Raw genomic sequence first — 25629 nt, forward strand, 5'->3', positions numbered from 1 at the left:
GAGAAATAACTAACCGATGAGCAAGAGGAAGGCATGAACACCGATATCACGAACGTTGACAATTTCATCTCGTACGAGCAAAGGTCCGTCTTGGACACTTTGCCGTTCGATCCCTACGCGGCAATTATTGGCCCGCGACCAATTGGTTGGATGGGTACGAAGTCGAAAGATGGTATTGCGAATCTTTCCCCGTACAGTTATTTTAACGCCCTGAACCACCAACCTGCTTTACTTGGTTTTGCAAGTATTGGTTACAAAGACACCATCAGGAATATCGAGCAAACCGGTGAGTTCACCTGGAACCTGGTTTCGCGTGACATTGCGGCAAAGATGAACCAATCCAGTGTTTCCGTGCCTCCGGAGGTGGATGAGTTTAAATTGGTCGGGTTGACTAAAGCCCCCAGCCGAGTAATTGATGCGCCACGGGTTGCGGATTCCCCCGTCAGCCTTGAATGCCGACTTTCGCAAATCATCCAGCTCAAGGATTCGCAAGGCAAGGAGGTGGACACTTGGTTCGTCTATGGCGAGGTCGTGTACGTCCACATTCGCAAGGACTTAGTGGTCGACGGGATTTATGACACGGTCAAGGGACGCCCCATACTCCGCGGCGGTGGCATGTCCGACTTTTTCGAGATCATCGAAGCCAGCCGGTTCGCAATGTCGAAACCGGAAGACTACATGCACAAGAGATAAGAGAAGTGGCATCCGGGAAGGTTCAGTCAGGAAGGGTCGCTTTCGGAGGCAGGCTATTGGCCATCGTCTTTGAATCGAGTGTTGTAGAACATACCACGCACTGGCGCTTGATCGACAACAGGTGAAATAGCACCGCCGCATTTTCTAGTAGCCTCCAACAGGTCGCCGCGAAAACCGAGTGCGGACTTTGATATTGCGAATCTCAGGATGCCCCGGTTGCAGCGACCGGCAGTGACGAATGAATTGCAGTCGCTCTAGATGCTCGGCTTGGTAGTCCCGATACCCACTGCTATTTCTGTCCGGCTCTGCAAGCACGCCAGATTTTTCGAATGACCTGATCGTTTCAATATCACAACCTGTCTTCTTTGCAAGTTCGCCGACGTGCATCGCCATCTCCAAAAAAGTGCTTGACCCTGTAGCGACTACGGGGTTTTTAATTGCGCTATACATAAAGGAGTTTGACATGGCTGCTTGTTGTTCTGGAGGCTGTTCCTCTACCAAACCACCCGTGGACAAGACGTACCGGCGCATTCTTTGGATAGCGCTGGTCGTCAACGCGGGTATGTTCGGCATCGAACTGTTCAGCGGCTGGGCTGCCGGTTCGGTATCTCTGTTAGCTGATGCAGTCGACTTTTTTGGCGATGCTGCAAACTACGCCGTGTCCCTATTCGTTTTGGGGCTGGCGCCGATTTGGCGGTCCCGGACAGCGCTTATTAAAGGCCTGACAATGGGCGGCTATGGGCTTTTCATTCTCGGTGCGGCAGGCTGGAATTTGGCTTCTGGAACAGTGCCTGAGCATGTCACCATGGGTAAGATCGGCGTTCTTGCGCTATTGGCAAATTTGTTGGTCGCGGCGCTCTTGTTCGCCTACCGCAATGGCGATTCCAATATGCGCTCAGTTTGGCTATGTACCCGAAATGACGCCATCGGAAACGTTGCAGTGATGTTGGCAGCAGTTGGTGTCCTCGGTACTGGTTCCGGCTGGCCGGATATTGTCGTAGCCTGCATCATGGGACTTCTCGGTTTGAGCGCCGCACGTACAGTCATTAAACAAGCGCGTAAAGAAATGAAAACGGCGGCGGCCCCTGTGGGTGCTCAGCCACGAACTGCCACCATCGAACTCAAACGTCGTTGAAATATGAGGCCTGACCTGAGCGCAGCATTTGATTCTGAAATGGCAGCGGCTCGGCATCGGTACGAAAAAGGGCAGTTCGACCACGCCTGCAAACAGCTGCCGATTGACCCTGCGATTCGCAATTTAGTTGACTGATTACTCATCCTAATGACTGTTGCTATTGATTTCTTGACCTCCAAAAAGAAAGAAATCAGTGCTAATATCGGGCCCGTGAAAAAACTGATTCTTATTCTCCTGCTAACTGTTCTGCCGCTCCAGTATTCCTGGGCAGCGGCAGCTGCGTATTGCGAGCATGAACAAGAGCAGCAAACCTCACACTTCGGTCATCATACTCATCAGCATCAAGCTGAAAATGATGAGTCGAGTGACCCGAGCAAAAGCAAACAAGTCCATAGCGACTGCGGTGTTTGCCAATTTTCTGGTCAGGCTTCATTTCTGACCACATTCCCTGCGGCTGTTCCGCCCAATGATGTCGTGCATAGTGTGCGACTACCTGATTACTACTCATCCCACATTCCAGATGGCCCTCAAAAGCCAGACTGGCGTCTTGTCGCCTAACGCGACGAGACGAACTACCGCGCCTATCAAAACGTAAAACCGAGGTGACGTCTCGTCAAATTCTTTCCCATTTGTCAGGAGAATTTGATGTATCGGTATCTCTTGCCGCTAAGTCTTGCGGCATTCAGTTTGCCAGGGAGTGCGCAAATCCCGCCTGTCGGAGTCAGTCACACCTACATTGCCACGCAGGCTAATGCCGCCCGCGTAGCAGAACCGGCTGCACCGCTCACGCTTCAGGCCGCCATTACCTTGGCTATGCAATCCAATCCGGACCTATCTGCCGTGCAATATGAGCTGCAGGCAGTTGAGGCCACCTTATTGCAAGCCAATGTGCTTCCAAATCCGTCGCTTGAAATCGGTATCGAGGACAGGCGCCGCGAAACCCGCGAGTCGACGCTGCAGGTCAGCCAGTCCATTGAACTGGGCGGGAAACGCTTTGCACGTGTGCGTGCTGCAGAAAGCAGCCTTTCGGCCGCGGTGGCCGATTTAAACGCCAAGAAGGCGGAGGTCCGTGCCACTGTCATTACAGCATTCTTTGATGCTCTCGCCGCACAAGAACGGGTACGCCTTGCCGAAGAGGCTGGCGAGCTTGCTCAGCGGGCGACGAACGTTGCCAACAAACGCGTGGCAGCTGGCAAAGTGTCTCCCGTAGAAGAAACGAAAGCACGTGTTGCTGAATCTAGCGTTCGCCTAGAACTTGCTCAAGCCAGAAGCGAGCTAAATTCAGCACGCAAACGGCTCAGCGCGACATGGGGCAACCTCTTGCCCCGGTTCGAGAAAGCTGAAGGTCAGCTCAACGTTTTACCCGAGTTACCCGGGATGGACGGCATCTCACAACGATTGACGACTTCACCTACGTTGACCCGGGCACGACATGAAGTCGACCGTCGACAGGCATTGGCACAGGTGGAGCGCAGCCGCCGCATCCCTGATATGGCGGTTACGCTGGGTGTCAAGCGCTCGGAAGAGCCCGGCCGTAATCAAGCAGTGGTCGGACTATCTATTCCGCTACCTTTATTTGACAGCAACCGTGGAAACGTCCTGGAATCGTTACGCCGTGTTGACAAGGCACGTGACGAACTGTCCGCAACCGAGATTCGCGTGGATGGCGAGCTCGCACAGGCTTATGAAAAGTTGAGTGTCTCGCGCCAGGAGGCTGAATCACTGCAGAAAGAGATCGTTCCGGGCGCGCAAAGCGCCTATGACGCTGCCTCGAAGGGATTCGAGTTCGGGAAATTCGGCTTCCTGGATGTGCTTGATGCACAACGCACGCTGCTGCAAGCGAAGTCCCAATACCTGCGAGCGCTGTCAGAGGCGCATCGCGCTGCCGCGGATATCGACCGCATTCTCGGGGAAGCTACGCCCGCGACCAAGCAATAAGAGCAGACCATGAAAAATCTTACGAAGAAACAGCTATTTTCAATTCTCGCCATCGTCATGATTGGTGTCTTGCTGGGCGTTCTCATCATGACGATGAACAAGCCCAAGCCGGCAGGTGATGAACATGGCCACGGTGGGCATGGCGGACATGCTGACCACACCGAAGAGAAAGGTGGGCATGGGCATGATGATGAACATGGCCACGAAGAAGGTCAGGCAAAAGGTCCTCACGGCGGTAAATTGTTCACCGAAGGCGACTTCGGCCTTGAGATCTTGATGGCCGAAGAAGGCGGCGAGCCACGCTTCCACGTCTACATGTACGAGAAAGAAAAGCCGCTTCCGCCAAACTCGGCAAAGGTTTCCATCACCCTGACGCGCCCGGACGGCGAAAAACAGGAACTCGCGTTCGTGCCTGAAAAGGATTACCTGAAGAGCAGCGCGCCGGTTGCAGAGCCTCACGTATTCGAAGCCACGGTTGCAGCGCAAACAGCCAACGAGCCATACCTCTTCACGTTCGAGGAGATGGAGGGGACCGTCGCAATAAACGACGAGCAGTCCAAGGCTGCAGGCGTTACCGTCAATACCGCGGGTCCGGCAAGGATTAACAGCTCGCTCACATTGCCAGGGGAAATCCGCTACAACGAGGACCGTACAGCGCATGTCGTGCCCCGGATGGCTGGTGTTGTTGAGAGCGTCAAGGTCAATCTTGGGCAAAAGGTAAAAAAAGGCGAGGTCTTGGCCGTTCTCGCCAGTTCTGGACTTTCGGAGCAGCGCAGCGAGCTGTTGGCCGCACAAAAGCGCCTGGCATTGGCCAAAACGACTTACGAACGGGAAAAGAAGCTGTGGCAGGAAAAAATCTCGGCAGAACAGGACTACCTTCAGGCAGAGCAAGCGATGCACGAAGCCGAAATCGCTGTTCGCAATGTGCAGCAGAAGCTGAACGCACTGGGTGCCAGCGCATCCAGCCGCGGCGCACTGAATGCCTATGAAATCCGTGCGCCATTCGACGGCATGATCATGGAAAAGCACATCTCGCTAGGCGAGGCCATCAAGGAAGACGCAGACATTTTTACCATCTCGGATTTGTCGACGGTGTGGGCTGAAGTTGCTGTGCCAGCGAAAGACTTGAATGCGGTTCGCGTTGGCGAAAAAGTCACCGTCAAGGCGACCGCATTCGATGCGAAGGCACCCGGGACAATCTCCTTTGTTGGCTCTTTGCTCGGCGAGCAAACCCGTACTGCCAAAGCCCGGGTTTCACTACCTAATCCGGACATGTCCTGGCGCCCGGGGCTGTTTGTAAATGTCGCAATCGTGTCGAATCAGGCCGAAGTTCCAGTCGCAGTAACCACTGACGCCATTCAAACCGTCAATGACAAGCCGACTATCTTTGTTCGCGTTCCCGGCGGTTTCCTTCCACAGCAGGTCACACTCGGTCGGTCCGACGGCAAGCTTGTCGAAGTGGTCAAGGGACTGAAGACCGGCAGCAAATACGCAGGTGCCGGCAGTTTCATCGTCAAGTCGGAGCAGGGTAAAGCCAGCGCCGAACATACCCATTGATGCGAAAAGGATACTCCTATGTTTGAACGCATCATACGTTTTGCCATCGAGCAGCGATGGCTGGTTATGCTAGCCGTATTTGGGATGGCAGCCATCGGTATCTTCAGTTACCAGAAGCTGCCAATCGATGCGGTTCCTGATATCACCAACGTCCAGGTCCAAATCAATACGTCTGCACCAGGATATTCGCCTCTGGAGACGGAGCAGCGGATTACCTTTCCTCTAGAAACGGTAATGTCTGGTTTGCCCAATCTGGAACAAACCCGGTCGTTGTCGCGGTATGGCCTGTCGCAAATTACAGTCATCTTCAAGGACGGTACCGACATCTACTTTGCCCGACAACTGGTCAATGAACGACTGCAGGAAGCCAAGGAGCGGCTGCCGGCAGGTGTGACGCCTGCCATGGGACCGATTTCCACAGGACTGGGGGAAATTTACTTGTGGACGGTCGAGACCAGGGAAGGTGCGAAAAAGCCAGGCGGCACACCCTACACACCGATGGACCTGCGCGAAATCCAGGACTGGATTATCAAGCCGCAGCTCCGCAACGTCCCGGGCGTCACCGAAATCAACTCCATCGGTGGCTTTGAAAAGGAATATCAGGTCGCACCGGTTCCAGAACGACTGGCATCCTATGGTCTGACGCTCCAGGATGTCGTCAACGCGCTTGATCGTAACAACGGCAATGCCGGTGCCGGCTATATCGAAAAGCGTGGCGAACAGCTCCTGATTCGTGCCCCGGGCCAGGTGCAGTCCATCGAGGATATCAGCAACATCATTTTGGGCAACGTCCGGGGTGTGCCTATTCGGATGCGTGATATCGGCGCGGTCGAGATTGGCCGTGAGCTGCGCACCGGCGCTGCCACCGAAAACGGACGAGAAGTCGTGCTCGGTACAGTGTTCATGCTGATTGGGCAGAACAGCCGCACCGTTTCGCAGGCCGTCGACAAGAAAATGGAGGAAATCAACCGCACGCTTCCAGAAGGTGTGGTCGCAGTTACCGTCTACGACCGCACTGTTCTGGTCGATAAAGCCATCAATACGGTAAAGAAGAACCTTATTGAGGGCGCGGTACTGGTTATTGCGATTCTGTTCCTCTTCCTTGGGAATATCCGTGCGGCCATCATCACCGCGATGGTTATTCCACTGTCAATGCTCTTCACCTTCAGTGGCATGGTGTCGAACAAAGTCAGTGCGAACCTCCTGAGTCTCGGTGCGCTGGACTTTGGCATCATCATTGACGGCGCTGTCGTGATTGTGGAGAACTGCGTCCGCCGGCTTGCGCATGCGCAGGCGCACCATGGACGACCGCTAACCAGAGCGGAACGATTCCATGAAGTGTTTGCCGCTTCGCGGGAAGCTCGCCGCCCGCTGCTGTACGGCCAGCTCATCATCATGGTTGTGTACCTGCCGATTTTTGCACTGACCGGTGTGGAAGGTCGGATGTTCCATCCGATGGCCCTGACGGTGGTGATTGCTCTGCTTGGCGCGATGATTCTGTCAATCACGTTCATCCCGGCAGCCGTTGCGCTTTTCATTGGCAACAAGGTCGCCGAGAAGGAAAACGTCGTGATGCAAGGGGCAAAACGTCTGTACGCTCCGGTGCTGGACTTCGTGATGGCAAACAAGCCGGTCGTGCTCACGTTTGCGGCAGTCATGGTTATCCTGTCGGGGTTGCTGGCAACTCGTATGGGAACTGAATTCGTGCCCAGCCTGAACGAGGGCGACTTTGCCATTCAGGCGTTGCGAATCCCAGGCACCAGCTTGTCGCAGTCAGTGTCGATGCAGCAGCAACTTGAACGGATGCTGAAGCAGAAGCATCCGGAAATCGACCGTATCTTCGCTCGTACAGGGACTGCTGAAATTGCCTCCGACCCGATGCCGCCCAACATCTCGGATGGGTACATCATGCTGAAGCCCCAAGACCAGTGGCCCAAACCGAGGAAGACACGCGACGAGCTGTTGGCAGCGGTACAGCAAACCATTTCAAAGATACCGGGTAGCAACTACGAGTTTTCACAGCCCATTCAGCTTCGTTTCAATGAGCTGATTTCTGGCGTGCGAAGCGACGTGGCGGTCAAGCTGTTCGGTGACGACATGGACGTGCTCAATGATACGGCAGCCAGGATTTCGGCCACCTTGAGTCGCGTGTCGGGAGCGGCCGAGGTAAAGGTCGAGCAGACCACTGGCCTGCCCATGTTGACTATTAATATCGACCGGGAGAAAGCGTCACGGTATGGCTTGAATGTCGGCGACGTGCAGGACATGGTGGCAACCGCCATTGGTGGCAAGGAAGCCGGCACCCTGTTTCAAGGCGACCGTCGCTTTGACATCATTGTCCGCCTTCCGGAAAACGTCCGTAACGACCTTGAAGCGATGAAACGGCTGCCGATTTCGCTGCCCCGGGCCGAAAACGGCAATGGACGACCAACGTTCATTCCCCTTGGCGAGGTAGCCAGCCTGGAGCTCGCGCCCGGTCCCAACCAAATCAGCCGGGAGGATGGCAAGCGGCGTATCGTGATTAGCGCAAACGTACGCGGTCGTGATATCGGCTCTTTCGTTTCTGAAGCGGAAAGTGCGATTCGTGAGCAAGTCAAAATACCCGCCGGTTACTGGACTACCTGGGGCGGCCAGTTCGAGCAGCTACAGTCTGCCGCTCAACGATTGCAAATTGTCGTGCCATTGGCGTTGCTGTTGGTATTCACGTTGCTGTTTGCCATGTTCGGCAATCTTAAGGACGGCTTGCTCGTCTTTAGCGGCATTCCATTCGCACTGACTGGGGGTGTTGTCGCACTCTGGATGCGAGGAATTCCAATGTCCATTTCGGCTGCGGTCGGTTTCATTGCGCTGTCCGGCGTTGCGGTGCTGAATGGCTTGGTGATGATTTCCTTCATCCGCACGTTGCGTGAAGAAGGTCGCTCCCTGGATGAGGCAGTCCGTGAAGGCGCGCTGACACGTCTGCGGCCGGTGCTGATGACCGCATTGGTCGCGTCGCTCGGTTTTGTGCCAATGGCTATCGCAACAGGCACTGGAGCTGAAGTCCAACGTCCGCTGGCAACGGTGGTCATCGGCGGCATCCTCTCGTCGACAGCATTGACGCTTCTGGTTCTTCCGCTTCTCTATCGCCTGGCTTACCGCAAGGACGAGGAGCTTGAGGAGCAAGCCGCTCCGATACAGGCAGTTCCCCAGCAACTACCCACTTAAGCAGGCTGCCCCCGTTGACCTTCAATGGGGGCCCGCTTGACTGCTACACCAAGGCGTTTTACTACTATCAGGAGAAAATATGAAATTTCATCAATTTGCTTCGGCTACTCTCGCGGTACTTGCCATGTCTTTTGCCAATATCGGCATGACTGCAGATGACCATAAAGGCCACAACCATGAGGATAAAAAGGGCGGTGAACACGCTCATGATGCCAAGCCGATGTACGGGGGTATCGTGTCTGTCGTCAAGGACGTCAACTACGAGCTGGTTGTAAAGCCCGACACGATAACTCTTTACATCACAGACCATGGCAAGTCGGTCAATACTAAGGACGCGTCGGCGACCCTGACGCTGCTGTCTGCTTCCGACAAATCCGAAGTGAAGCTTGTCCCGGCAGATGAGAACAAGTTGCAAGCGAAAGGAACGTTCAAGGTTGACAAGGGTACCAAAGTAGTCGCATCTGTCGCCACGGGCAGTAAGCCGCAAAGCGTTCGCTTCACGCTAAAGTAAGGCCGATCGAAGTTTAATGCTGAAGAACGATAGCATGACATCGGGCCCATTTCAGTTTCGCGTACGGTCAGATCGGCAAACCAGGTCTCTTTGCTCTTCAGAAAAACACCGCCCCATCCTGTTTCCTAAGAAGAATCCTTTCTACTACTGTACTAATTTTAGAGAGTGGGTCAAATATCCTTAAAACATTTCTCTCATTCAGTGGTCAACATAGGTAGCGAATAGTCGGAAATTAACTATTCGGGAGAAAGGATCTTACAAAAAGCTCCCTTTTTCAGTCCAAATTCTCCTGCCTTCCAGGATCACCGAAAAACGTAACAGGAAAGCGCAGTGTGAAAGTTCATTCAAGTTTTCAGAGGTGAGCAAGTGAAACGCGTTACCGTTCTAACCTCAGCGGTTTTCTCTTTATTGCATTTCCACGGCGTGGAGGCTTCTGTTTCTGATGGAAAGCTGCGTCAGCACGATAAAAAGAATCACTCTCAAATACAAGGTCAGACCAGGCCGACAATCGTTGTTTCAGCGGGTGGCTGGGGCAATGTGGAGTCGAAACAAATTGAATTGCTACTCAGTGCAGTGGCGAGTGAGATCCTCACGCATTTCCCAGGGAAGAAGCTCGACCCGATTATTGTGTCCCCGTCGTCACATGCGCCGGTCGTGCTCTACCAAAAAGGTCCGCGCAATGAATATCAGATTTTATTGGCCGCAAAAGATCAACACTGGGCTGAGTATATTTATGAGTTCTCGCATGAGTTATTTCATATTCTTGCGCAGTATGAATACCATGCACCACCTCATCATGCACGACACCAATGGTTTGAGGAAACGCTGTGTGAAACCGCTTCTTTGTATATGCTCAAGCGATTTTCGTTAACCTGGTTACAAGCCCCGCCGCTACCGGGATGGCGCTCCTATGCATCGGAAATGCAGGCCTTCACACGAAGAGCGCTGTCGGATCCCCACAGACAGCTCCCGACGAATGTCACGTTTGATCAATGGTTTCGTGATAATGGGCCGTCACTGATTTCCAAGCCATATTTGCGTGAAAAGAATGAATTGGTAGCAAATATCTTGCTGCCATTTTTGGAAAAAAATTCCGACTGGCGTGCCATCGCTTATCTTAACGTTAATGGCCCAAAGGGCAATTCCAGTTTCTATGACCATCTTGTACACTGGTACGGAGCTACTCCAGTGGCACACCGGTATTTTGTTTCCGAGGCTATCCATCTGTTCCGTTTCAAAAGTCCGGTCGACCATGCGTATGCGAGAGCAGAAGCCCAAGTGCCACTGTCTTCCTCAGGAAAGCTTCAGTCCAATGAAGGTCCTGCAGGACCAACACGACATTAAGTCGCCCCGAAGCAAAAAATCTATCACTTGAAGTGAGTGCGACTGCGACATATAGTGGTCCTCACCTACCGTAGGCATTCACCTCAACGGTTCCGAAATGGGGGCGATCCGCATGCCAACCGCATAACGATGGATCCGCACCACAAATGTGTGACCCGGCCCTTCATATTTCGCCGCTTACGACTATCGGCCATAACGGGAATCACGCTTAGCAAATTTTAGATAGCGCATGTAGTACATATCCTGCGATGCCACGCAAGGTTTCCATTGCGGCATCGTTACGCCTTTTGCCTATGCGTAGTGGAGCGTATTTCGCCAACAATAAGGCATGGATAATCTTCGTATCGAGGAGCTTTAATATGAGAACGAATCAGTGGATTACCGCTCTTTCCACCGTTTTTGCATTGACAGCAGCAGGCCAGGCTGTTGCTGAGGTTGGCATCATGGATGGAGCTGACTCATTCAAAGACTTTCAGTCCTTCAAATCACGCGCGGAGGTCCGCTCCGAATTAAGCGGATCGCGGGCGCCTGCCGCGCCAATGAGCAGCGGTAGTAGTCGCAACGATGAGCCGGCGAGTGGCGCGTATGGCGTAGGAGGTGCACGCTATTCCACGCAAAATCTAGAGGACGGTCGAGGAAATGTTTCGCATCCTCACCAATTGCGTCAACCCAATATGCCGGGCGATATCTACTTCGGAGGTTAAATTCTATAGGCGTGCGCACGGCTCGGTTTTTCAAGGAAAGGAGTGATTGCTTTATTCTTTGAATGAAATATCTGAAAAGCAACGATAAGTATGGTTCAGGGCAGCGGCCAGTTTCTTGACTGCTGCGCTGTCCTTATTGTCTTCGCTTGCGACCAGTAGGTGGGCATAGGGAGAATCGCCGTTTTCGATGATGAGCGAATCCTTGACCGGGTTGAGCTTGGCTTCCGGTGCATAGTTGGTATTGATTAACGCAAGGTCCACCTCTCTTCTCTCGCAGCTCAGGCAGCATGCTAGAATCGAAGAGCCATTGCCGTAACCCATTGTTCGGCAACGAGTTTTTCCGAGAGTGAGCATGATATGAAATTTAGCCTACGCCAAATGGAAGTTTTCCGGGCGGTAATGCTTACCGGTTCCATTAACGGCGCGGCCAAGCTACTCTTCACGTCGCAGCCGGCAGTCAGCCGAATCATTTCGCACACTGAACAGACCTTGCGCTTATCGCTGTTTAGTCGCGTCAAAGGAAAGCTGGTACCTACGCCGGAGGCAGAGGCGCTCTTCCGCGAGGTCGATGAATTTTTCCAGCAGGCGCTTCGTGTCGAAGACTTTGCCCGGGGGCTTGCTCAAGGGCCATCCGGGACGCTCAACATCGCCTCTAGCCCCTGCCTTTCACGCAGTTTCATCCCGAAGGCGATCGCCGAGTTTGTGCAGCGCTATCCGAATATTCGCGTGAATTATCACACGACCCTGCTCAATAGCATGGCGCAGGAAGTGCTAAGTAACAAAGTTGACATAGCCGTTTCCGTTCTTCCGCTGGAACATCCTAACCTGACTGTGCAGCCATTTACGGAAGGTCGTATGGTCTGTCTGGTTCCACTTGGTCATGAACTCACTCAGCAAGCCAGCGTCTCCATCGCTGACCTGGCGCGATATCCGCTCATCGCCCACCATCCGGCCATTCCATTCGGCCAACTGGTGTCGGCTGCGTTTCGCAAGGCGAACCTGACGCTTTCTTCGCGCATCGATATTCACCAGACCGACGTCGCATGTTCACTGGTGCGCTCGGGGGCGGGGATTGCAATGGTTGACCAGTTTACCGTAGAGGGAATCGACTGGAATGATCTGCAGGTATTGCCGCTGGAGGACGAAATCCGTCTTACGCCGAGCATCGTACGGTCCGTTTTTGATACCCGCAAAACGCATGCAGACAAGTTTGCCGAGATACTTCGTGCGATGCACTCGTATTCTCCGCAGCGCCCGCACCAGCGACAGGATTCGCCCACCGTCCAGGCCCTCCGGACGGCGCCGTACGAAAAATGCGCAAACTCTGAGAGTACGCAAGCTGAAGTGTCCAAGCGTTCTCCACGCGCTGTCAACAAAAAATGAATTGAGACGACGCGCGTTTTACACGCAGTTTAGTCTCACTTTCTGCTGCTTCCGCATCGGATGTCTTGCTCCCACTTAATTTGCTTGGTATCAGGAAATGTAAGTCTGCATCCGTACCCAATGGCGGCAGCTCATGGCCGTGAACGATCGATACCTTTCCCATTTCTGCGCCGGGTTGGTGCCTCGCCAAGCCTTAACATAAAGTTATACCCCGCCCCATAAACGGAATTTGCCCGGGTATCCAGCCAAGCCTACCATTTGTGACATTGCCATGCCGCGAAAGCACCACAGAGCATGGTTGGCAGTATCGCAACTCACTTGGGAAGAGATTCTTTATGAAAGTCGGACTTATTGGCTTGGGAAACATTGGCGTGCATTTTGGGACGCGCTTATTAGCGGCTGGGTATGAACTCATTGTTCACGACCGCAATGAAGCCATGCAACGGCGCCTGGTGGAAAAGGGCGCTCACGGCGTCGGCAGCGCGCAGGAGCTTGCTTCGAGAGCAGAAATCGTTTTGCTGTGCCTGCCGATGCCGCGCATTGTGGCTGAGGTTGCCGCGGAGGTTGCGCAAGGCAGTGCTGTACGTATCGTGGTCGATCTTTCCACCACTGGTCCCTCGGTCACCAAGGAAGTGGAGGCACTACTCAACGCGCGTGGCATCGCGATGATCGGCGCGCCGGTTTCGGGCGGCACCGTAGCAGCCGAGAAGGGAACACTGGCGGTGATGCCTGCTGGCCCCGAGGATACCTATAAGGAAGTGGAGCCGCTGCTACGCGTCATAGGGAAAAACATCTTCTATTTGGGCACGGATCCGAGCCTGGGGCAGACGATGAAGATCATCAACAACACGCTTTACGCGACTAGCATGGTCGCCAGCTGTGAAGCCCTGGTGTATGGGGTGAAGGCAGGCCTGGATTCGAAAACCATGCTCGATGTCATCAACGTTTCGAGCGGTCGCTCCTTCGCCACGCTGGAGCGCATTCCGCAATGCGCACTGGACCGCAGCTTCCCGATCCGCTTCACGACGGAACTGCTGCACAAGGACATCAAGATGTGTATCGATGAGGCCGAGAAAATCGGCGCTCCGATGCTGGTAAGCCCGGCGGCGCGCCAGTTCCTTGCCTTCGCGATCACTCAGGGCGATGGGCAGCAGGATAACGTATATCCCATTCGCCATTTCGAGCAATGGGCTGGCGCGCAGTTTGGTAAAGCGTCGACCGACGAGTAATGCGTCACTAGTTTTTCCCGGACGCTTAGGCGCGTATGCGTGTTGTGCCATCTACTGATGTCAGTCATCGGAGCGAAAGGCCGGTGAAGTCTGCCATGGACTGCACCGAATGTAGTAGATGCCGGCTGCTCGCTCCCACGTTCATAATTTTTTGCTTAGGAGTTTTCCATGTCGTTAATCAAAATCCGCAAGAAGCTGCTCAACATCGAGTCGGTCTATCACGAGGGTGGTCCTGCTCGCAGCGAACCGATCAAGATGGGCAGCATCGCGGTTGTGATCGAGAATCCGTATGCAGGTCGCTACGTCGAAGAGTTGACTCAGCTGGTTGAGGACTCGACCAAGATGGCCATGGAGATCGTGCCGGAGCTCATCGAGGCTCTCGGAGGCGCCGACAAGATCCAGGCCTATGGCAAGGGAGCAATCGTCGGTCTGAATGGCGAACTCGAGCATGGCGCCATCTGGCATATCGGCGGCGGCTATCCGATGCGCCAGCATCTGCCAAAGGCTAAGTCCATCGTGCCGGCTGCAAAGGTGGTGGCAAGCGCGGGTACAAGGCTGCAGATCCCCTTGCACCACATCGAGGCTGCCTATGTGCGCAGCCACTTCAGCACCATGGAGGTGGGCACGATAGACGGCCCGCGTCCGAACGAGCTTCTCTATGCGCTGGTGATGGCAACGGGAACACGGGTGCATGAGCGTCTCGGTGGATTGCGGGCCGACGAGATCAAGGTGGGCGACGGTCAGCGCTGACAAGCAAGTACGGCGTGGTGGTGCCACGCCGCTAGATTTCAATAAAGGAGACAATAGTGAAACGATCTACCTTCCTGCGAGCATTTGCATCCGTCGTCGTTGCGACGACCTTCTTCGCATCCTCTTCGCACGCGGCCGACTGGCCGGAGCGCCCGGTAACGCTGGTCCTTCCATTCGCGCCCGGCGGCAGCACCGACTATACGGCCCGTTTGCTGGCGCAGAAGCTCAGCAGCACGCTCGGCCAGCAGGTGATTGTGGAAAACAAGCCTGGCGCCGGCGGCAACATCGGCGCTGCGTATGCGGCCAGGGCAAAGCCGGACGGCTATACCTTATTGATGCACACGAGCACCGTTGCCTCCAATGTCACGCTATACAAGAACATGGGATTCAACCTGCAGAAGGATCTGATTACGGTCTCGCAGGTCAGCCTGATTCCGAATGTACTGGTGGTCAACAATGACGTCCCGGCCAAGGACCTCAAAGAGTTTGTCGATCTGGTCAAACAGAAAAAAGTGCACATCACCTACGGATCCGCCGGCAACGGTGCTTCCCAGCATTTGTCCGGCGCCTTGTTCAACAACATGGTGGGCGGCGACATGGTCCATGTACCCTATAAGGGTGGTGCGCCGGCCAATACCGACCTCTTGGCGGGCCAGATTCAGGCCGTGTTCTCGCCGCTGGTCGAAGTTCTGTCATACATCGACAGCGGCAAGCTGCGGCCGCTGGGCGTAACCACCAAGACCCGTTCGTCGCGTCTTCCCAGCGTGCCGGCGGTAGCGGAAGTCCTGCCCGGTTACGAAGTCGTGCTGTGGAACGGTGTATTTGCGCCTGCCGGCACGCCGCAGCCTATCATCACCAAGCTGAGTGCTGCGATCCGCGAGGCGCTGCAGGATCCGGCCGTGCGCAAGACGCTTGCGGATCAAGGCTCAACGCCGGTAGGTAACTCGCCCGAGGAGTTCAAGCAATTCCTGACGACCGAGATCGACAAGTGGGGCAAGCTGATCAAGCTGTCCGGTGCTCGCATTGATTAAGGTAAGGAGTGACCGGTTGGGCAAGACTATCCTGCCAATACGGCGGACGCGCCAACCGGCCAATTCTCTTCAGTTGACTCCAAGACCCGGACTTCACATGCCCATTCCTTCCAAAGCCATACGCGCCATTCTGGCTGCAGCTGTCGTGTGCACAGCGGCCGGATGCACCACGCCGCACAGCGCCAGTACCAACACCGTCTATTTCCTTTCAACCCAGGACGGCCGTGCTGCCCTTGCCGATGGTGCGCCCGCTGTTGGCAAGGCGGATGACACGCTGGCCGTGATCGAGGTCAGCGGCTCGCGCCTGCGTGTCGTCCACCAGATCGCCATGCCGGTTTCCCTGGTGGGACCGCCGAGCTCAATCGCCATTGCGCCAGGCGGACGCATGGCCCTGATCAGTGCGGCTACCCGACGCGACCCGGTGAACGCGGAAAAGGTCGTGCCCTACGATCTCGTATCGGTGGTTGCGCTCGACCCGAGCGGTGCAGCCGCACCACGCGTCATCGCAACGGTGAATGCGGGGGCAGGCGCATCGGGCATTTCAATCAATCGCGCCGGCACGCTGGCGCTTGTCGCAAACCGCGTCGAGGGATCGGTCTCGGTGCTGGCAATCGATCAGGATAAGGTGGCGGCTGTGGACAAGGTCATGCTCGGCGAGAAATCGGGGCCAGCACATGTCGCCTTTACACCAGATGGCCGCCGCGCGCTGGTGACGCGCGACGGCGACAACCGTATCAGCATGCTGGCTATTGATGGCCGCACGGTCAAGCTCGATCAACGCGCAATCTTTGCCGGCCTGCGTCCCTATGGGCTAGATATCTCGTCTGATGGACATTGGGCCGCGGTGACGAATCTGGGCGCCGGCAGCGGCGATGCCGACACGATCAGTTTGATCGATCTTCGGGCGGAGCCGCCGCGCACCGTCGACACAATTACCGTAGGGCAGACACCCGAAGGAGTGGTTTTCTCGCCGGACGGCAGCAAGCTCGGTGTGACCGTAATCAATGGCAGCAACAAGCCCAAAGCTTCGCCCTTTTTCGGAACGGCCGCCTATGTGCAGTACCGTATCGATGGCGGACGTCTGCTGCCTGCCGCGAAGTTGGCGGGCGGTCAATGGCTGCAAGGGCATGCCTTCACGCCGGACGGCCATGGGGTTCTGGTCCAGGATGCCATGAACCGTCAGGTGCGGCTCTACCGCGCCGACGGCAATACACTGGCCGATACCGGAGAGCGCCTGCAGTTCGACTGCTGCACCATCGACGTTGCGGCCGTGGCGCTAGGCCGGATTAATTATTATCTATAACGCTACGCAATCTATCTGATCATGAAGATGAATGATTCCAATATGAAGCCCGTGCTGCTCGTCTTGGTATACCTTTCCGAAGAACACCGCGCTCTGGTATCCGAGCGCTTCGAAATGATTTACGCACCCAATGCCGGGCTCGGCGCAGACCGATCCAATGGCCAGGCGCAGATCGCCGCGCGCGGTACAGACATCCGGGTCGTGCTGACCAACGGCACCAACGGTCTGCTGGCCGAGGAAATTGCGCAGTTGCCCCGGCTGGAGCTGATTTGCACTGTCGGAGTCGGCTTTGAGAATGTGGCGCGGGACGCGGCTCGCGCCCGTGGCATCCCGGTATGCAATGCGGCCGGCACCAATGACGACGCGGTCGCCGATCATGCGATGACGATTCTGCTGGCCGCTATTCGCCGCCTGCCTTTCCTTAACAACGGCGTGCGCCATGGTTTATGGCGCGACGATATTCCGCGTCCGCCGCACGTCTCCGGACGCAGGATGGGGATCTTCGGCCTGGGTGCGATCGGCAAGAAGATTGCCAAGCGCGCGCAGGGCTTCGATATGGAGATCGGCTACCACAGTCGGACACGACGTGACGAGACCGGCTTTCAATGGTTCGACGATATCAAGGCGCTGGCGGCCTGGTGTGATTTCCTGGTGATCGCTGCACCAGGCGGCAAGGAGACGTACCACATCGTCAATGCGGAAGTGCTCGATGCGCTGGGACCGCAGGGGGTGGTGGTTAATATTGCACGCGGCACACTCGTCGATACCAATGCAGTGGCCGATGCCTTGCGCGACAAGCGCATTTGGGCAGCGGCACTCGATGTGTACGAGAACGAGCCCATGCCGCCGGCACCCTTGCTGGAGTTCGAGAATGCGGTGCTCACGCCGCATATCGGCGGCATCTCACCGCAAGCAATCCATGCGTCGGTGCTGCGTTTCCTGGAAAACGCCGAGGCGCATTTCAGCGGCCAGCCGCTGCTGACACAAGTGAACTAAAACGAGTTGGCGACTGAACCGGGAGAACAACTGTGCGCTCCGCGACGAGCGACGCAGCTGGTTACGGTCGTCCATCTCTTTCTATGCGCATCAGCGCGGGAGCAATCAACCATGCCTTTCAACAATCTTATCGGCGGCGAATGGGTAGCAGGCGCACGCTACGGGCACAACCTCAACCCCTCCGACACCGCTGACACGATCGGCGAATATGCTCAGGCCGACGTGACGCAGCTCGATGCAGCCGTGTCTGCCGCCCAAGCAGCCTTTCCGCGCTGGTCCACAGGCAGCGTGCAGGCACGCAGCGACACGCTCGACAAGATCGGGTCCGAAATACTGGCACGACGCGAAGAACTTGGAACACTGCTCGCTCGCGAGGAAGGGAAAACCCGGCCCGAAGCCATCGGTGAAGTTACCCGCGCCGGTCACATTTTCAAGTTCTTTGCCGGAGAATGCTTGCGTCTTTCCGGCGAAACTTTGCCCTCGGTGCGTCCCGGGGTAGGTGTTGACATCACACGCGAGCCCATCGGCGTCGTTGGCCTGATTACACCGTGGAATTTTCCGATTGCCATTCCCGCCTGGAAGATCGCCCCGGCTCTGGCTTTTGGCAATTGCGTCGTCTTCAAGCCCGCCGACCTCGTCCCGGCTTCGGCCTGGGCGCTTGCCGAAATCATTCACCGCTCAGGTCTTCCGGCTGGCGTCTTCAACCTGGTCATGGGACGCGGCAGCGTAATCGGCGACCCTCTGGTAACCCATCCTGGCATCGTAGCGGTGAGCTTTACCGGTTCCACCAGCGTCGGCCACCGCATCGCTATGCAATGCGCCGAGCATGGTAAAAAGGTGCAGCTGGAAATGGGAGGCAAGAATCCGCAGGTTGTCCTCGACGATGCCGATTTGGCGCAGGCGGTGGAGCTTTCCGTGCAGAGCGCTTTCTTCTCCACTGGTCAACGCTGCACTGCATCCAGTCGTCTTATCGTCACCGAAGGCATCTACGACCGCTTCATTGCGGCCATGAAGGAGCGCATGGCGACGCTCCGAGTGGGTGACGCGCTCGCAGCCGGTACGGATATCGGGCCGGCCGCAAGCCAGGCGCAGATGGAGCAAGACTTGATGTACGTAGACGTGGCCCTTGGAGAAGGCGCGACCCTGGCAGCCGGCGGGACAGCGGCAAGTTGCCACACCGGGAGCGGCAATACCGGCTTCTTCGTCACCCCGACACTGCTCACGGATACCGCCGCAGGCATGCGGATCAACCGCGAGGAAGTTTTTGGCCCGCTGGCGGCCGTCATCAAGGTAAAGGACTACGAAGAAGCACTGGACGTCGCCAACAATACCGAATACGGACTCTCGGCTGGAATCGCGACCACAAGCCTGAAGCATGCGACCCATTTCAAGCGGCACGTGCAGTCGGGCATGGTCATGGTCAATCTGCCGACTGCCGGCGTGGACTACCATGTGCCGTTCGGCGGCCGCAAGGCCAGCAGTTATGGTCCGCGAGAGCAGGGACGCTATGCACAGGAATTCTTCACCACGGTGAAGACCGCCTATACCGCGGCTTGAACGGTAGTGCAGAAAAAAATCACCCTGGAGTGGGGATCGTTGCCACGCCGGTCCACCCTGAGTGGCCACACCGAAGCAAGGTGCGTGGAAAGTAAAGCAACGTCCATCGTTCCCGCCTTAATACCAGCTGCCATGATTGCACACGTCGTTCCTCCTGATACCCTGATGCAGAGCTACCGTGATTTCCTCGGCGCGCTAGCCTCTGCCGGCTTTCGCGGAGAGATTTCCACCGCCTATGCTGACCGGACGGTCCTCTCCACCGACAATTCCATCTACCAGCGGCTGCCGCAGGCAATCGTTTTTCCTCTTGATGCGGAAGACGTGCAGCGGCTCGCCCGACTGGCGGCTGAACCCGCTTACCGCCGGATAGTGCTCACCCCCCGCGGCGGCGGCACTGGTACGAATGGACAGTCGCTAACGGATGGCATTGTGGTCGATGTGTCGCGCCACATGACCCGGATCCTGGCGATCGATCCGCAGGCACGCCGTGTACGCGTGCAGGCAGGAGTAGTCAAGGATCAACTGAATGCGGCGCTGGCGCCGTACGGCCTGTTTTTCGCGCCGGAACTGTCGACCAGCAATCGGGCGACGCTGGGAGGCATGATCAATACCGATGCCAGCGGACAGGGAAGCTGTACCTATGGCAAGACGCGCGACCATGTGTTGATGCTCGATTGCGTCCTGCTTGGCGGTGACCGCTTCGAGAGCCGGCCGCTCGAGCGCGCCGCGCTCGGCGACCTGTTGCGGCGACCCGGGCGGGTAGGGGACGCGTACCGCGCGGCGGTGCGGATCGTTGAATCTCAGGCTGCGTTGATCGACGAACGTTTCCCGAAGCTCAATCGCTGCCTCACCGGTTACGACCTGGCCCACCTGAAGGAGCCGGACGGCAGGTTCAATCTGAATAGCGTGCTGTGCGGCGCGGAAGGGTCGCTTGGTTTCGTGGTGGAAGCAGAGCTTAATGTTCTGCCAATCCCAAAGTATTCCGTGCTCGTGAACGTGCGTTATGCGGGCTTCATGGACGCTCTGCGCGACGCCCGGGCGTTAATGTCGCACCAGCCGCTCTCGATCGAAACAGTGGACTCCAAGGTGCTGCTGCTGGCCATGAAGGACATTGTGTGGACCAGCGTGGCGGATTACTTTCCGCGGACGGAGGGCGAGCCGGAGACCCTGGGCATCAATCTGGTCGAATTCAGCGGCGATGATGTGGACGAAGTAAACACGCGTGTGTCCGCATTCACTGCGCATTTGCAGTCCGATGCGAGCGTACGTCGGCTCGGGCACACGCTGGCCACGGGCGCGGAGGTTGTGGAAAAGGTCTACACAATGCGCAAGCGTGCCGTGGGCCTGCTCGGAAACGTACAGGGCGAGGCGCGCCCACAACCCTTTGTCGAAGACACCGCCGTCCCGCCCGAGGTGCTGCCGGAGTACATTGCCGAGTTTCGCAGCCTGCTTGACGGCCTTGGGCTCAGCTATGGCATGTTTGGCCATGTCGATGCCGGCGTATTGCATGTCCGCCCCTTGCTGGATCTGAAAGATCCCGAGCAGGTGAAGCTGATACGCACGGTTTCCGACGGTGTGGCAGGCCTGACAAAGAAGTATGGAGGTCTTCTTTGGGGCGAACATGGCAAGGGTGTCCGTTCAGAGTATGCCCCGGAATTCTTTGGCGAACTCTACCCGGCGTTGCAGCAATTGAAGGCAGCGTTCGATCCAAACAATCAGTTAAATCCAGGAAAGATCGCGACCCCAGCCACCATCCGCGAGGCGAAGCTGCTCCGCATCGATGGCGTGCCACTACGTGGCGAAGCTGACAGGCAGATCGACGAGCGCGTCTGGCGGAGCTACGGTGCCGCGATGCATTGCAATGGAAACGGCGCCTGCTATAACTTCGACCCGGACGACGCGATGTGCCCATCCTGGAAGGGAACACGGGAGCGCCGGCATTCCCCCAAAGGACGTGCCTCGCTAATGCGCGAGTGGCTGCGCTTGCAGGATCTGGTGGGAACGGACGTGCTGGCCGAACCGCGTGCGTCGGTCCTCGCCTTTGCACGTACATTGCCGCAACGCTGGCGCAATAGCCGATCCGGAACCGCCAAGAATGATTTTTCGCACGAGGTCTACGAGGCGATGGCTGGGTGCCTTGCCTGCAAGTCGTGCGCCGGGCAGTGTCCGGTCAAGGTCAGCGTGCCCGATTTCCGCGCGCGCTTCCTGGCCCTCTATCACGCCCGTTATCTGCGGCCGCTGAAGGACTACCTCATCGGCTCGTTGGAGTACACGATCCCGTACCTCGCGCGCGCGCCGCGTTTGTATAACGGAATCATGTCGTCATCCTGGATGCGCACAATGCTCGACCGATGTGCAGGCATGGTCGACAGTCCATTGCTCACACGCTTCGACGTGGCGCCGCTGTTGCGTCGCCTGCAGGTTCGCGTTGCAAGCGCTGAATTGCTGGCAGCGCTGACGGCGGAAGAGCGTGAGCGCAGCGTGGTGCTGGTGCAAGACGCATTCACGCGCTGGTTTGAAACGCCGGTATGGGCCGCGTTCGTCGAACTGGCCGCCCGTACCGGCTACCGTGTCTACATCGCACCATTCCGGCCGAACGGCAAGCCCTTGCATGGTCAGGGCTTCCTGCCCGCATTCGAACGGGCGGCGGCCAGTAATGCCGCTTTGCTAAAGGCGCTTTCCGCAAGTGGCATTCCCCTGGTAGGGCTCGATCCGGCGATGACCTTGGTGTACCGGCAGGAATATCTCAAGGTGACGGGTGCGCAGGACTGTCCACTCGTTCTGCTGCCGCAAGAATGGCTCTTGCGCGTTCTACCTCAATCCGATCCGACCGCCGGTGCAAACTTCCGGTTGCTCGCCCACTGCACCGAGAGGACCAATGTTCCCGCCAGTGTCGGCCAGTGGCAGCAGGTCTTCGCCCGTGCCGGGCTGCGACTGGACGTTCAGGCCAGCGGATGTTGCGGGATGTCAGGAACTTACGGGCACGAGTCGCGCAACGTAAGAACATCCAAAACGATATTTGAACAGTCTTGGGGACCAATCCTCGACGGCGGCACCGAAATATCACAAGGAGAGCTCTTGGCGACGGGGTATTCGTGCCGGAGCCAAGCGGCGCGCTTCCGTGGACGACGGTTACGGCACCCGGTGGAGGTGCTCCTTGAGAACATCGACCACCATTGAGTCAGATTACGACGTTTTAACATAGTGTCCTGTTTCCTAAATTCGTTGAATAAATGACGACGACAATTGCGCCGATACTGCGTCAAAAATGCGCGCAAGGCCCCGGCCTTGCTGTGCTTTTTTCCTTGTCTCGACACAATTTCGCCGCATTTATTGTTCAACGAATTTGCGGAACAGGACACTAGCGCCTGCACAGCGGTGCATGGCTTGTCATCAAGAGGAGAGTGCAGTGACACAACCTGGATTTCGCATTTATAACCGCGCAAGGACCGACGAAAACCTGATTGCGCTGTTTGGAAACCTTCCGGCATCAATCATCAGCGACAACCTGTCTCGCCTTAACGGGACGTGGAATCTGCATCCGTTTCATCGTCCCGGTACCCGTCTGCTTGGCCAGGCATTGACGGTGCGAGTACGGAGCGGTGATAACCTGATGATTCACAAGGCCCTGCAGATGGGCGGTGTTGGCGATGTCCTGGTGATTGACGGTGACGGAAGTCTCGACCGTGCGCTAATGGGAGAGATCATGAAGCGGGTCGCTCAGGCACGAGGATTCGCAGGCGTCGTCATGGACGGGGCAATCCGGGACGTCGCCGCCTATCGCGAGGATGACTTTCCGTGTTACGCGCGTGGTGTCTGCCATCGTGGTCCTTACAAGGAAGGTCCCGGGGAAATCAACGCTCCAGTGTCGATCAGCGGCGTAGTCGTTCAACCCGGCGACATTGTCGTTGGTGACGATGATGGAGTTGTTTTCGTCTCACCCGTGGACGCCAGGGCGGTCGCCGCGGCGTCCAGGCAAAAAGCCGCTGACGAAGCGGCAATCTTCGAGTCGATCGCCTTGAACAGGTACGACGATGCGTGGATTGAAAAGACACTTCGAACACGCAATGTGCAGGTGTTGGAGTAATCAAAAATGCGCGCAAGGTATGGACGCGTACAGTGTCTTTATCTATGCGCTGCTTCAGGAAAGGACGTCGTTGCGCAATTGTTCGCTGCCATTCCTAGCCGGGGCAGAAAGATTTCCGCAATCATGCAGCGGGCACTACCGCCTCCCAAACGCTCAATAGTTTCGACGGGGGCGAACACGCGTTCTGCATAGCTGGCGATGCGGTGCTGTTGTTCGAGGTCCAGTGAGTGCCATGCGCTACGCGACATAGCAAATACGGGGCGTCCCTGGTCGGAACGCAGTTCCAACATGTTGCCTGCGAACGATTCCATCTGGGAATGCGTAATCTCGATAATTTGCTTTCCGGTTTCATGCAACTTGTCGCGGACTGCCTGTCGCTCTTCGGAGTCAGGGATGGAATCCATGCAAACGATGGCCAAGGACTTGCCGACGCACATCATGACGTTCGTGTGATAGATGGCCTTGCCGTGCCGGTCAGTTGCTGAAAACCATAGTGCCTGGAATCCGGTTCGCTCCTCGAACGCTCGCATGGCGTCGGGATGACTGCGCGATGAATGACAAACATACGCGATCTTGTGGTCGTGGTCGAGCACCATGGACCCCGTTCCCTCCAGGTACTTGTCTTCCATCTCGAACCGCCCAAGGTCAACAATCTCGCGGATAGCGAACTGCTTTTCAATTTCGGCGAGCACGGCGACGCGACGTTCCATCCTACGGTTCGGCGCCTCCATCGGGTACAGGAAAACTCTTCCGTCGGAGTGAAAGCTTACCCAGTTGTTCGGAAAGATCGAGTCCGGCGTATGTGGCCGCGGCGTGTCGTCGACGACGACTACCTTGACACCGGCATTTCGCAATGCATGGACATAATCGTCAAACTCTCGTTGGGCAAGGCTCTGCGCGACGTCATCCACAAGGTCGCTTTTCTGAAACGCGTTGCTGGTTGCGGTTTGCGGATTGGACACGAACTTGACCGGTCGAATCATCAGGACGTGGTTGGTAGTCTGCATATTTTTTCTTGAACCCTTGAATCTTCATGGCGTTATGGGGGACGAATCTGTGCGTGGCCTCCAACTCGGTCTTAGGCCGTCATCACGACCCGCGACGAATCGTTGACGTCGCTCTCGACCCATGGTGCAACATACTGGTAGAGATCTTTCGGGTTATCCGGCATGGGCACCAGGTCGATATGCGATCCGATAGACTTTGCTTCAGCCAAGTCGTTGACGTACCGTAGCGCCGAGAAATCTTCAAGCGCAAAACCGACTGAATCGAATACCGTGACTTGGTCATGGGTTTGGCGGCCGGGTTCCATTTCAGCCAATACTTGCCACAATTCCGTCACCGGGAAATCGGCAGGCATCTGCTGAATGTCTCCTTCGATTCGGCTTTGAGGCTCGAACTCGACAATGACACGCGCGTTTCGCAGGATGTCTGCATGCAGCTCGGTTTTACCAGGACAATCGCCGCCAACGGCGTTAATGTGCATGCCCGGCTCAATCATGTCCGGCGTGAGGATTGTTGCGTTCGTTTTGTCAGCGGTGACTGTGGTGACGATATCAGCGCCCTGGATCGCCTCACGTACGCTCTTCGCAGCGATGATATGCAGGTCAGGAACGCCCGCCAGATTGCGAATCAGTTTTTGCGTCGCAGCGGGATCAATGTCGTATGCGCGCACTTCGCGGATGCCAAGCAAAGCCTTGAATGCCAACACCTGAAATTCGCTCTGTGCGCCGTTGCCGATGATGGCCATCGATTTCGAGTTGTGGCGCGCGAGCGAGCGGCCGACCAGGGCGGAGGTTGCGGCGGTGCGGAGGGCAGTGGTAATAGTCAGTTCGCTGAGAAGACGCGGATAGCCGGTTCGCACGTCTGCAAGCGTACCGAATGCCATCACCGTCAACATGTTGATCTGGGTGTTCTTTGGGTGGCCGTTAACGTACTTGAACGCGTACTGTGCGTCGTCCGACGCCGGCATCAATTCGATGACGCCAATGTCGGAATGGTTCGCGACGCGGGCCGATTTTACAAAATCGTGCCAGCGCAGATAATCTGCGCGGATATAGCCTGCAAGCTGGGTGATGAATGTTTCGGCACCAATCGACTTCACGAGCTTTTGAACGTCCTTGATATCAATGTAGCGGGTCATTTTTATTCCTTCTGTGGGTCTGCGTTAGCAGCCACTCCGTGATGACGTTGAAGCGCAGGAGCGG

At 56.5% G+C, this 25629-nt stretch carries 21 protein-coding genes and 1 pseudogene; 18 read left to right on the top strand and 4 right to left on the bottom strand.

Annotated features, from left to right (window positions below):
• The first annotated feature begins 33 nt into the window (after positions 1 to 33).
• Positions 34 to 693 (top strand): flavin reductase family protein, encoded by a 660-nt coding sequence (locus D3871_RS19540; protein ID WP_119770735.1) that lies wholly within the window; start codon positions 34 to 36, stop codon positions 691 to 693.
• 144 nt (positions 694 to 837) lie between these two features.
• Here the strand turns inward: D3871_RS19540 and D3871_RS31545 are convergent, their stop codons facing one another.
• Positions 838 to 1266: a MerR family transcriptional regulator gene (locus D3871_RS31545; protein WP_338016851.1), complete on the bottom strand. Its 429-nt coding sequence runs from the start codon at positions 1264 to 1266 to the stop codon at positions 838 to 840.
• Between D3871_RS31545 and D3871_RS19550 the strand changes: the two genes are divergently transcribed.
• From D3871_RS19550 to D3871_RS19585, 8 genes are all read left to right on the top strand, one after another.
• Positions 1157 to 1828: a cation efflux transmembrane domain-containing protein gene (locus tag D3871_RS19550; RefSeq protein ID WP_119770736.1), complete on the top strand. Its 672-nt coding sequence runs from the start codon at positions 1157 to 1159 to the stop codon at positions 1826 to 1828. The two genes, D3871_RS31545 and D3871_RS19550, sit on opposite strands and share 110 nt — an antisense overlap.
• Positions 1829 to 1975: 147 nt before the next feature.
• Entirely contained in the window at positions 1976 to 2386 is a 411-nt protein-coding gene (czcI, locus tag D3871_RS19555) for a cation efflux protein, CzcI family (protein ID WP_338016852.1), read from the top strand.
• Positions 2387 to 2473: 87 nt separating this feature from the next.
• Positions 2474 to 3766: a TolC family protein gene (locus D3871_RS19560; protein ID WP_119770737.1), complete on the top strand. Its 1293-nt coding sequence runs from the start codon at positions 2474 to 2476 to the stop codon at positions 3764 to 3766.
• A 9-nt stretch (positions 3767 to 3775) separates the two neighbouring features.
• Positions 3776 to 5323, top strand: coding sequence for an efflux RND transporter periplasmic adaptor subunit (locus tag D3871_RS19565; protein WP_119770738.1), 1548 nt, complete (start codon positions 3776 to 3778; stop codon positions 5321 to 5323).
• A gap of 18 nt (positions 5324 to 5341) precedes the next feature.
• Positions 5342 to 8527 (top strand): CusA/CzcA family heavy metal efflux RND transporter, encoded by a 3186-nt coding sequence (locus D3871_RS19570; RefSeq protein ID WP_119770739.1) that lies wholly within the window; start codon positions 5342 to 5344, stop codon positions 8525 to 8527.
• A 79-nt stretch (positions 8528 to 8606) separates the two neighbouring features.
• On the top strand, positions 8607 to 9038 hold the full coding sequence (locus D3871_RS19575) for a hypothetical protein (RefSeq protein ID WP_119770740.1): 432 nt from the start codon (positions 8607 to 8609) through the stop codon (positions 9036 to 9038).
• Between the two features lie 366 nt (positions 9039 to 9404).
• The gene (locus D3871_RS29965; protein ID WP_147376851.1) at positions 9405 to 10382 is read left to right on the top strand and encodes a hypothetical protein; all 978 of its coding nucleotides are present in this window, start codon (positions 9405 to 9407) and stop codon (positions 10380 to 10382) included.
• A gap of 359 nt (positions 10383 to 10741) precedes the next feature.
• Positions 10742 to 11086 carry a hypothetical protein gene (locus D3871_RS19585; RefSeq protein ID WP_147376852.1) on the top strand — a complete coding sequence of 115 codons (345 nt, stop codon included), beginning with the start codon at positions 10742 to 10744 and terminating at the stop codon, positions 11084 to 11086.
• Between the two features lie 51 nt (positions 11087 to 11137).
• On the opposite strand, the pseudogene D3871_RS19590 reads toward D3871_RS19585, so the two are convergent.
• Positions 11138 to 11350: pseudogene (locus tag D3871_RS19590) on the bottom strand (MetQ/NlpA family ABC transporter substrate-binding protein); the annotation flags it as partial.
• A 93-nt stretch (positions 11351 to 11443) separates the two neighbouring features.
• On the opposite strand from D3871_RS19590, the gene D3871_RS19595 reads away from it, so the two are divergent.
• The 9 genes from D3871_RS19595 (at position 11444) to D3871_RS19635 (ending at position 23422) form a co-directional block, all read left to right on the top strand.
• Positions 11444 to 12469, top strand: a complete 1026-nt coding sequence (locus D3871_RS19595; protein ID WP_119770743.1) for a LysR family transcriptional regulator — start codon at positions 11444 to 11446, stop codon at positions 12467 to 12469.
• 260 nt (positions 12470 to 12729) lie between these two features.
• The gene (locus D3871_RS19600; protein WP_274381767.1) at positions 12730 to 13698 is read left to right on the top strand and encodes an NAD(P)-dependent oxidoreductase; all 969 of its coding nucleotides are present in this window, start codon (positions 12730 to 12732) and stop codon (positions 13696 to 13698) included.
• A gap of 168 nt (positions 13699 to 13866) precedes the next feature.
• Entirely contained in the window at positions 13867 to 14448 is a 582-nt protein-coding gene (locus D3871_RS19605; RefSeq protein ID WP_119770745.1) for an amino acid synthesis family protein, read from the top strand.
• 56 nt (positions 14449 to 14504) lie between these two features.
• Entirely contained in the window at positions 14505 to 15479 is a 975-nt protein-coding gene (locus D3871_RS19610; RefSeq protein ID WP_119770746.1) for a Bug family tripartite tricarboxylate transporter substrate binding protein, read from the top strand.
• 97 nt (positions 15480 to 15576) lie between these two features.
• Complete coding sequence (locus D3871_RS19615) at positions 15577 to 16782, top strand: YncE family protein (RefSeq protein ID WP_119770747.1); 1206 nt, start codon at positions 15577 to 15579, stop codon at positions 16780 to 16782.
• Positions 16783 to 16824: 42 nt separating this feature from the next.
• Complete coding sequence (locus D3871_RS19620) at positions 16825 to 17778, top strand: 2-hydroxyacid dehydrogenase (RefSeq protein WP_119771453.1); 954 nt, start codon at positions 16825 to 16827, stop codon at positions 17776 to 17778.
• Between the two features lie 111 nt (positions 17779 to 17889).
• Positions 17890 to 19335, top strand: coding sequence for an aldehyde dehydrogenase family protein (locus tag D3871_RS19625; protein ID WP_119770748.1), 1446 nt, complete (start codon positions 17890 to 17892; stop codon positions 19333 to 19335).
• Between the two features lie 132 nt (positions 19336 to 19467).
• On the top strand, positions 19468 to 22515 hold the full coding sequence (gene ydiJ, locus D3871_RS19630) for a D-2-hydroxyglutarate dehydrogenase YdiJ (protein WP_119770749.1): 3048 nt from the start codon (positions 19468 to 19470) through the stop codon (positions 22513 to 22515).
• 229 nt (positions 22516 to 22744) lie between these two features.
• Positions 22745 to 23422 (top strand): RraA family protein, encoded by a 678-nt coding sequence (locus tag D3871_RS19635; RefSeq protein WP_233575729.1) that lies wholly within the window; start codon positions 22745 to 22747, stop codon positions 23420 to 23422.
• A gap of 38 nt (positions 23423 to 23460) precedes the next feature.
• On the opposite strand, the gene ctlX is transcribed toward D3871_RS19635, so the two are convergent.
• Complete coding sequence (gene ctlX / locus D3871_RS19640) at positions 23461 to 24429, bottom strand: citrulline utilization hydrolase CtlX (protein WP_119770751.1); 969 nt, start codon at positions 24427 to 24429, stop codon at positions 23461 to 23463.
• Between the two features lie 71 nt (positions 24430 to 24500).
• Positions 24501 to 25565: an ornithine cyclodeaminase gene (locus D3871_RS19645; protein WP_119770752.1), complete on the bottom strand. Its 1065-nt coding sequence runs from the start codon at positions 25563 to 25565 to the stop codon at positions 24501 to 24503.
• Positions 25566 to 25629 lie beyond the last annotated feature (64 nt).

It is taken from the genome of Noviherbaspirillum saxi, from assembly GCF_003591035.1.
GTDB lineage: Bacteria > Pseudomonadota > Gammaproteobacteria > Burkholderiales > Burkholderiaceae_D > Noviherbaspirillum > Noviherbaspirillum saxi.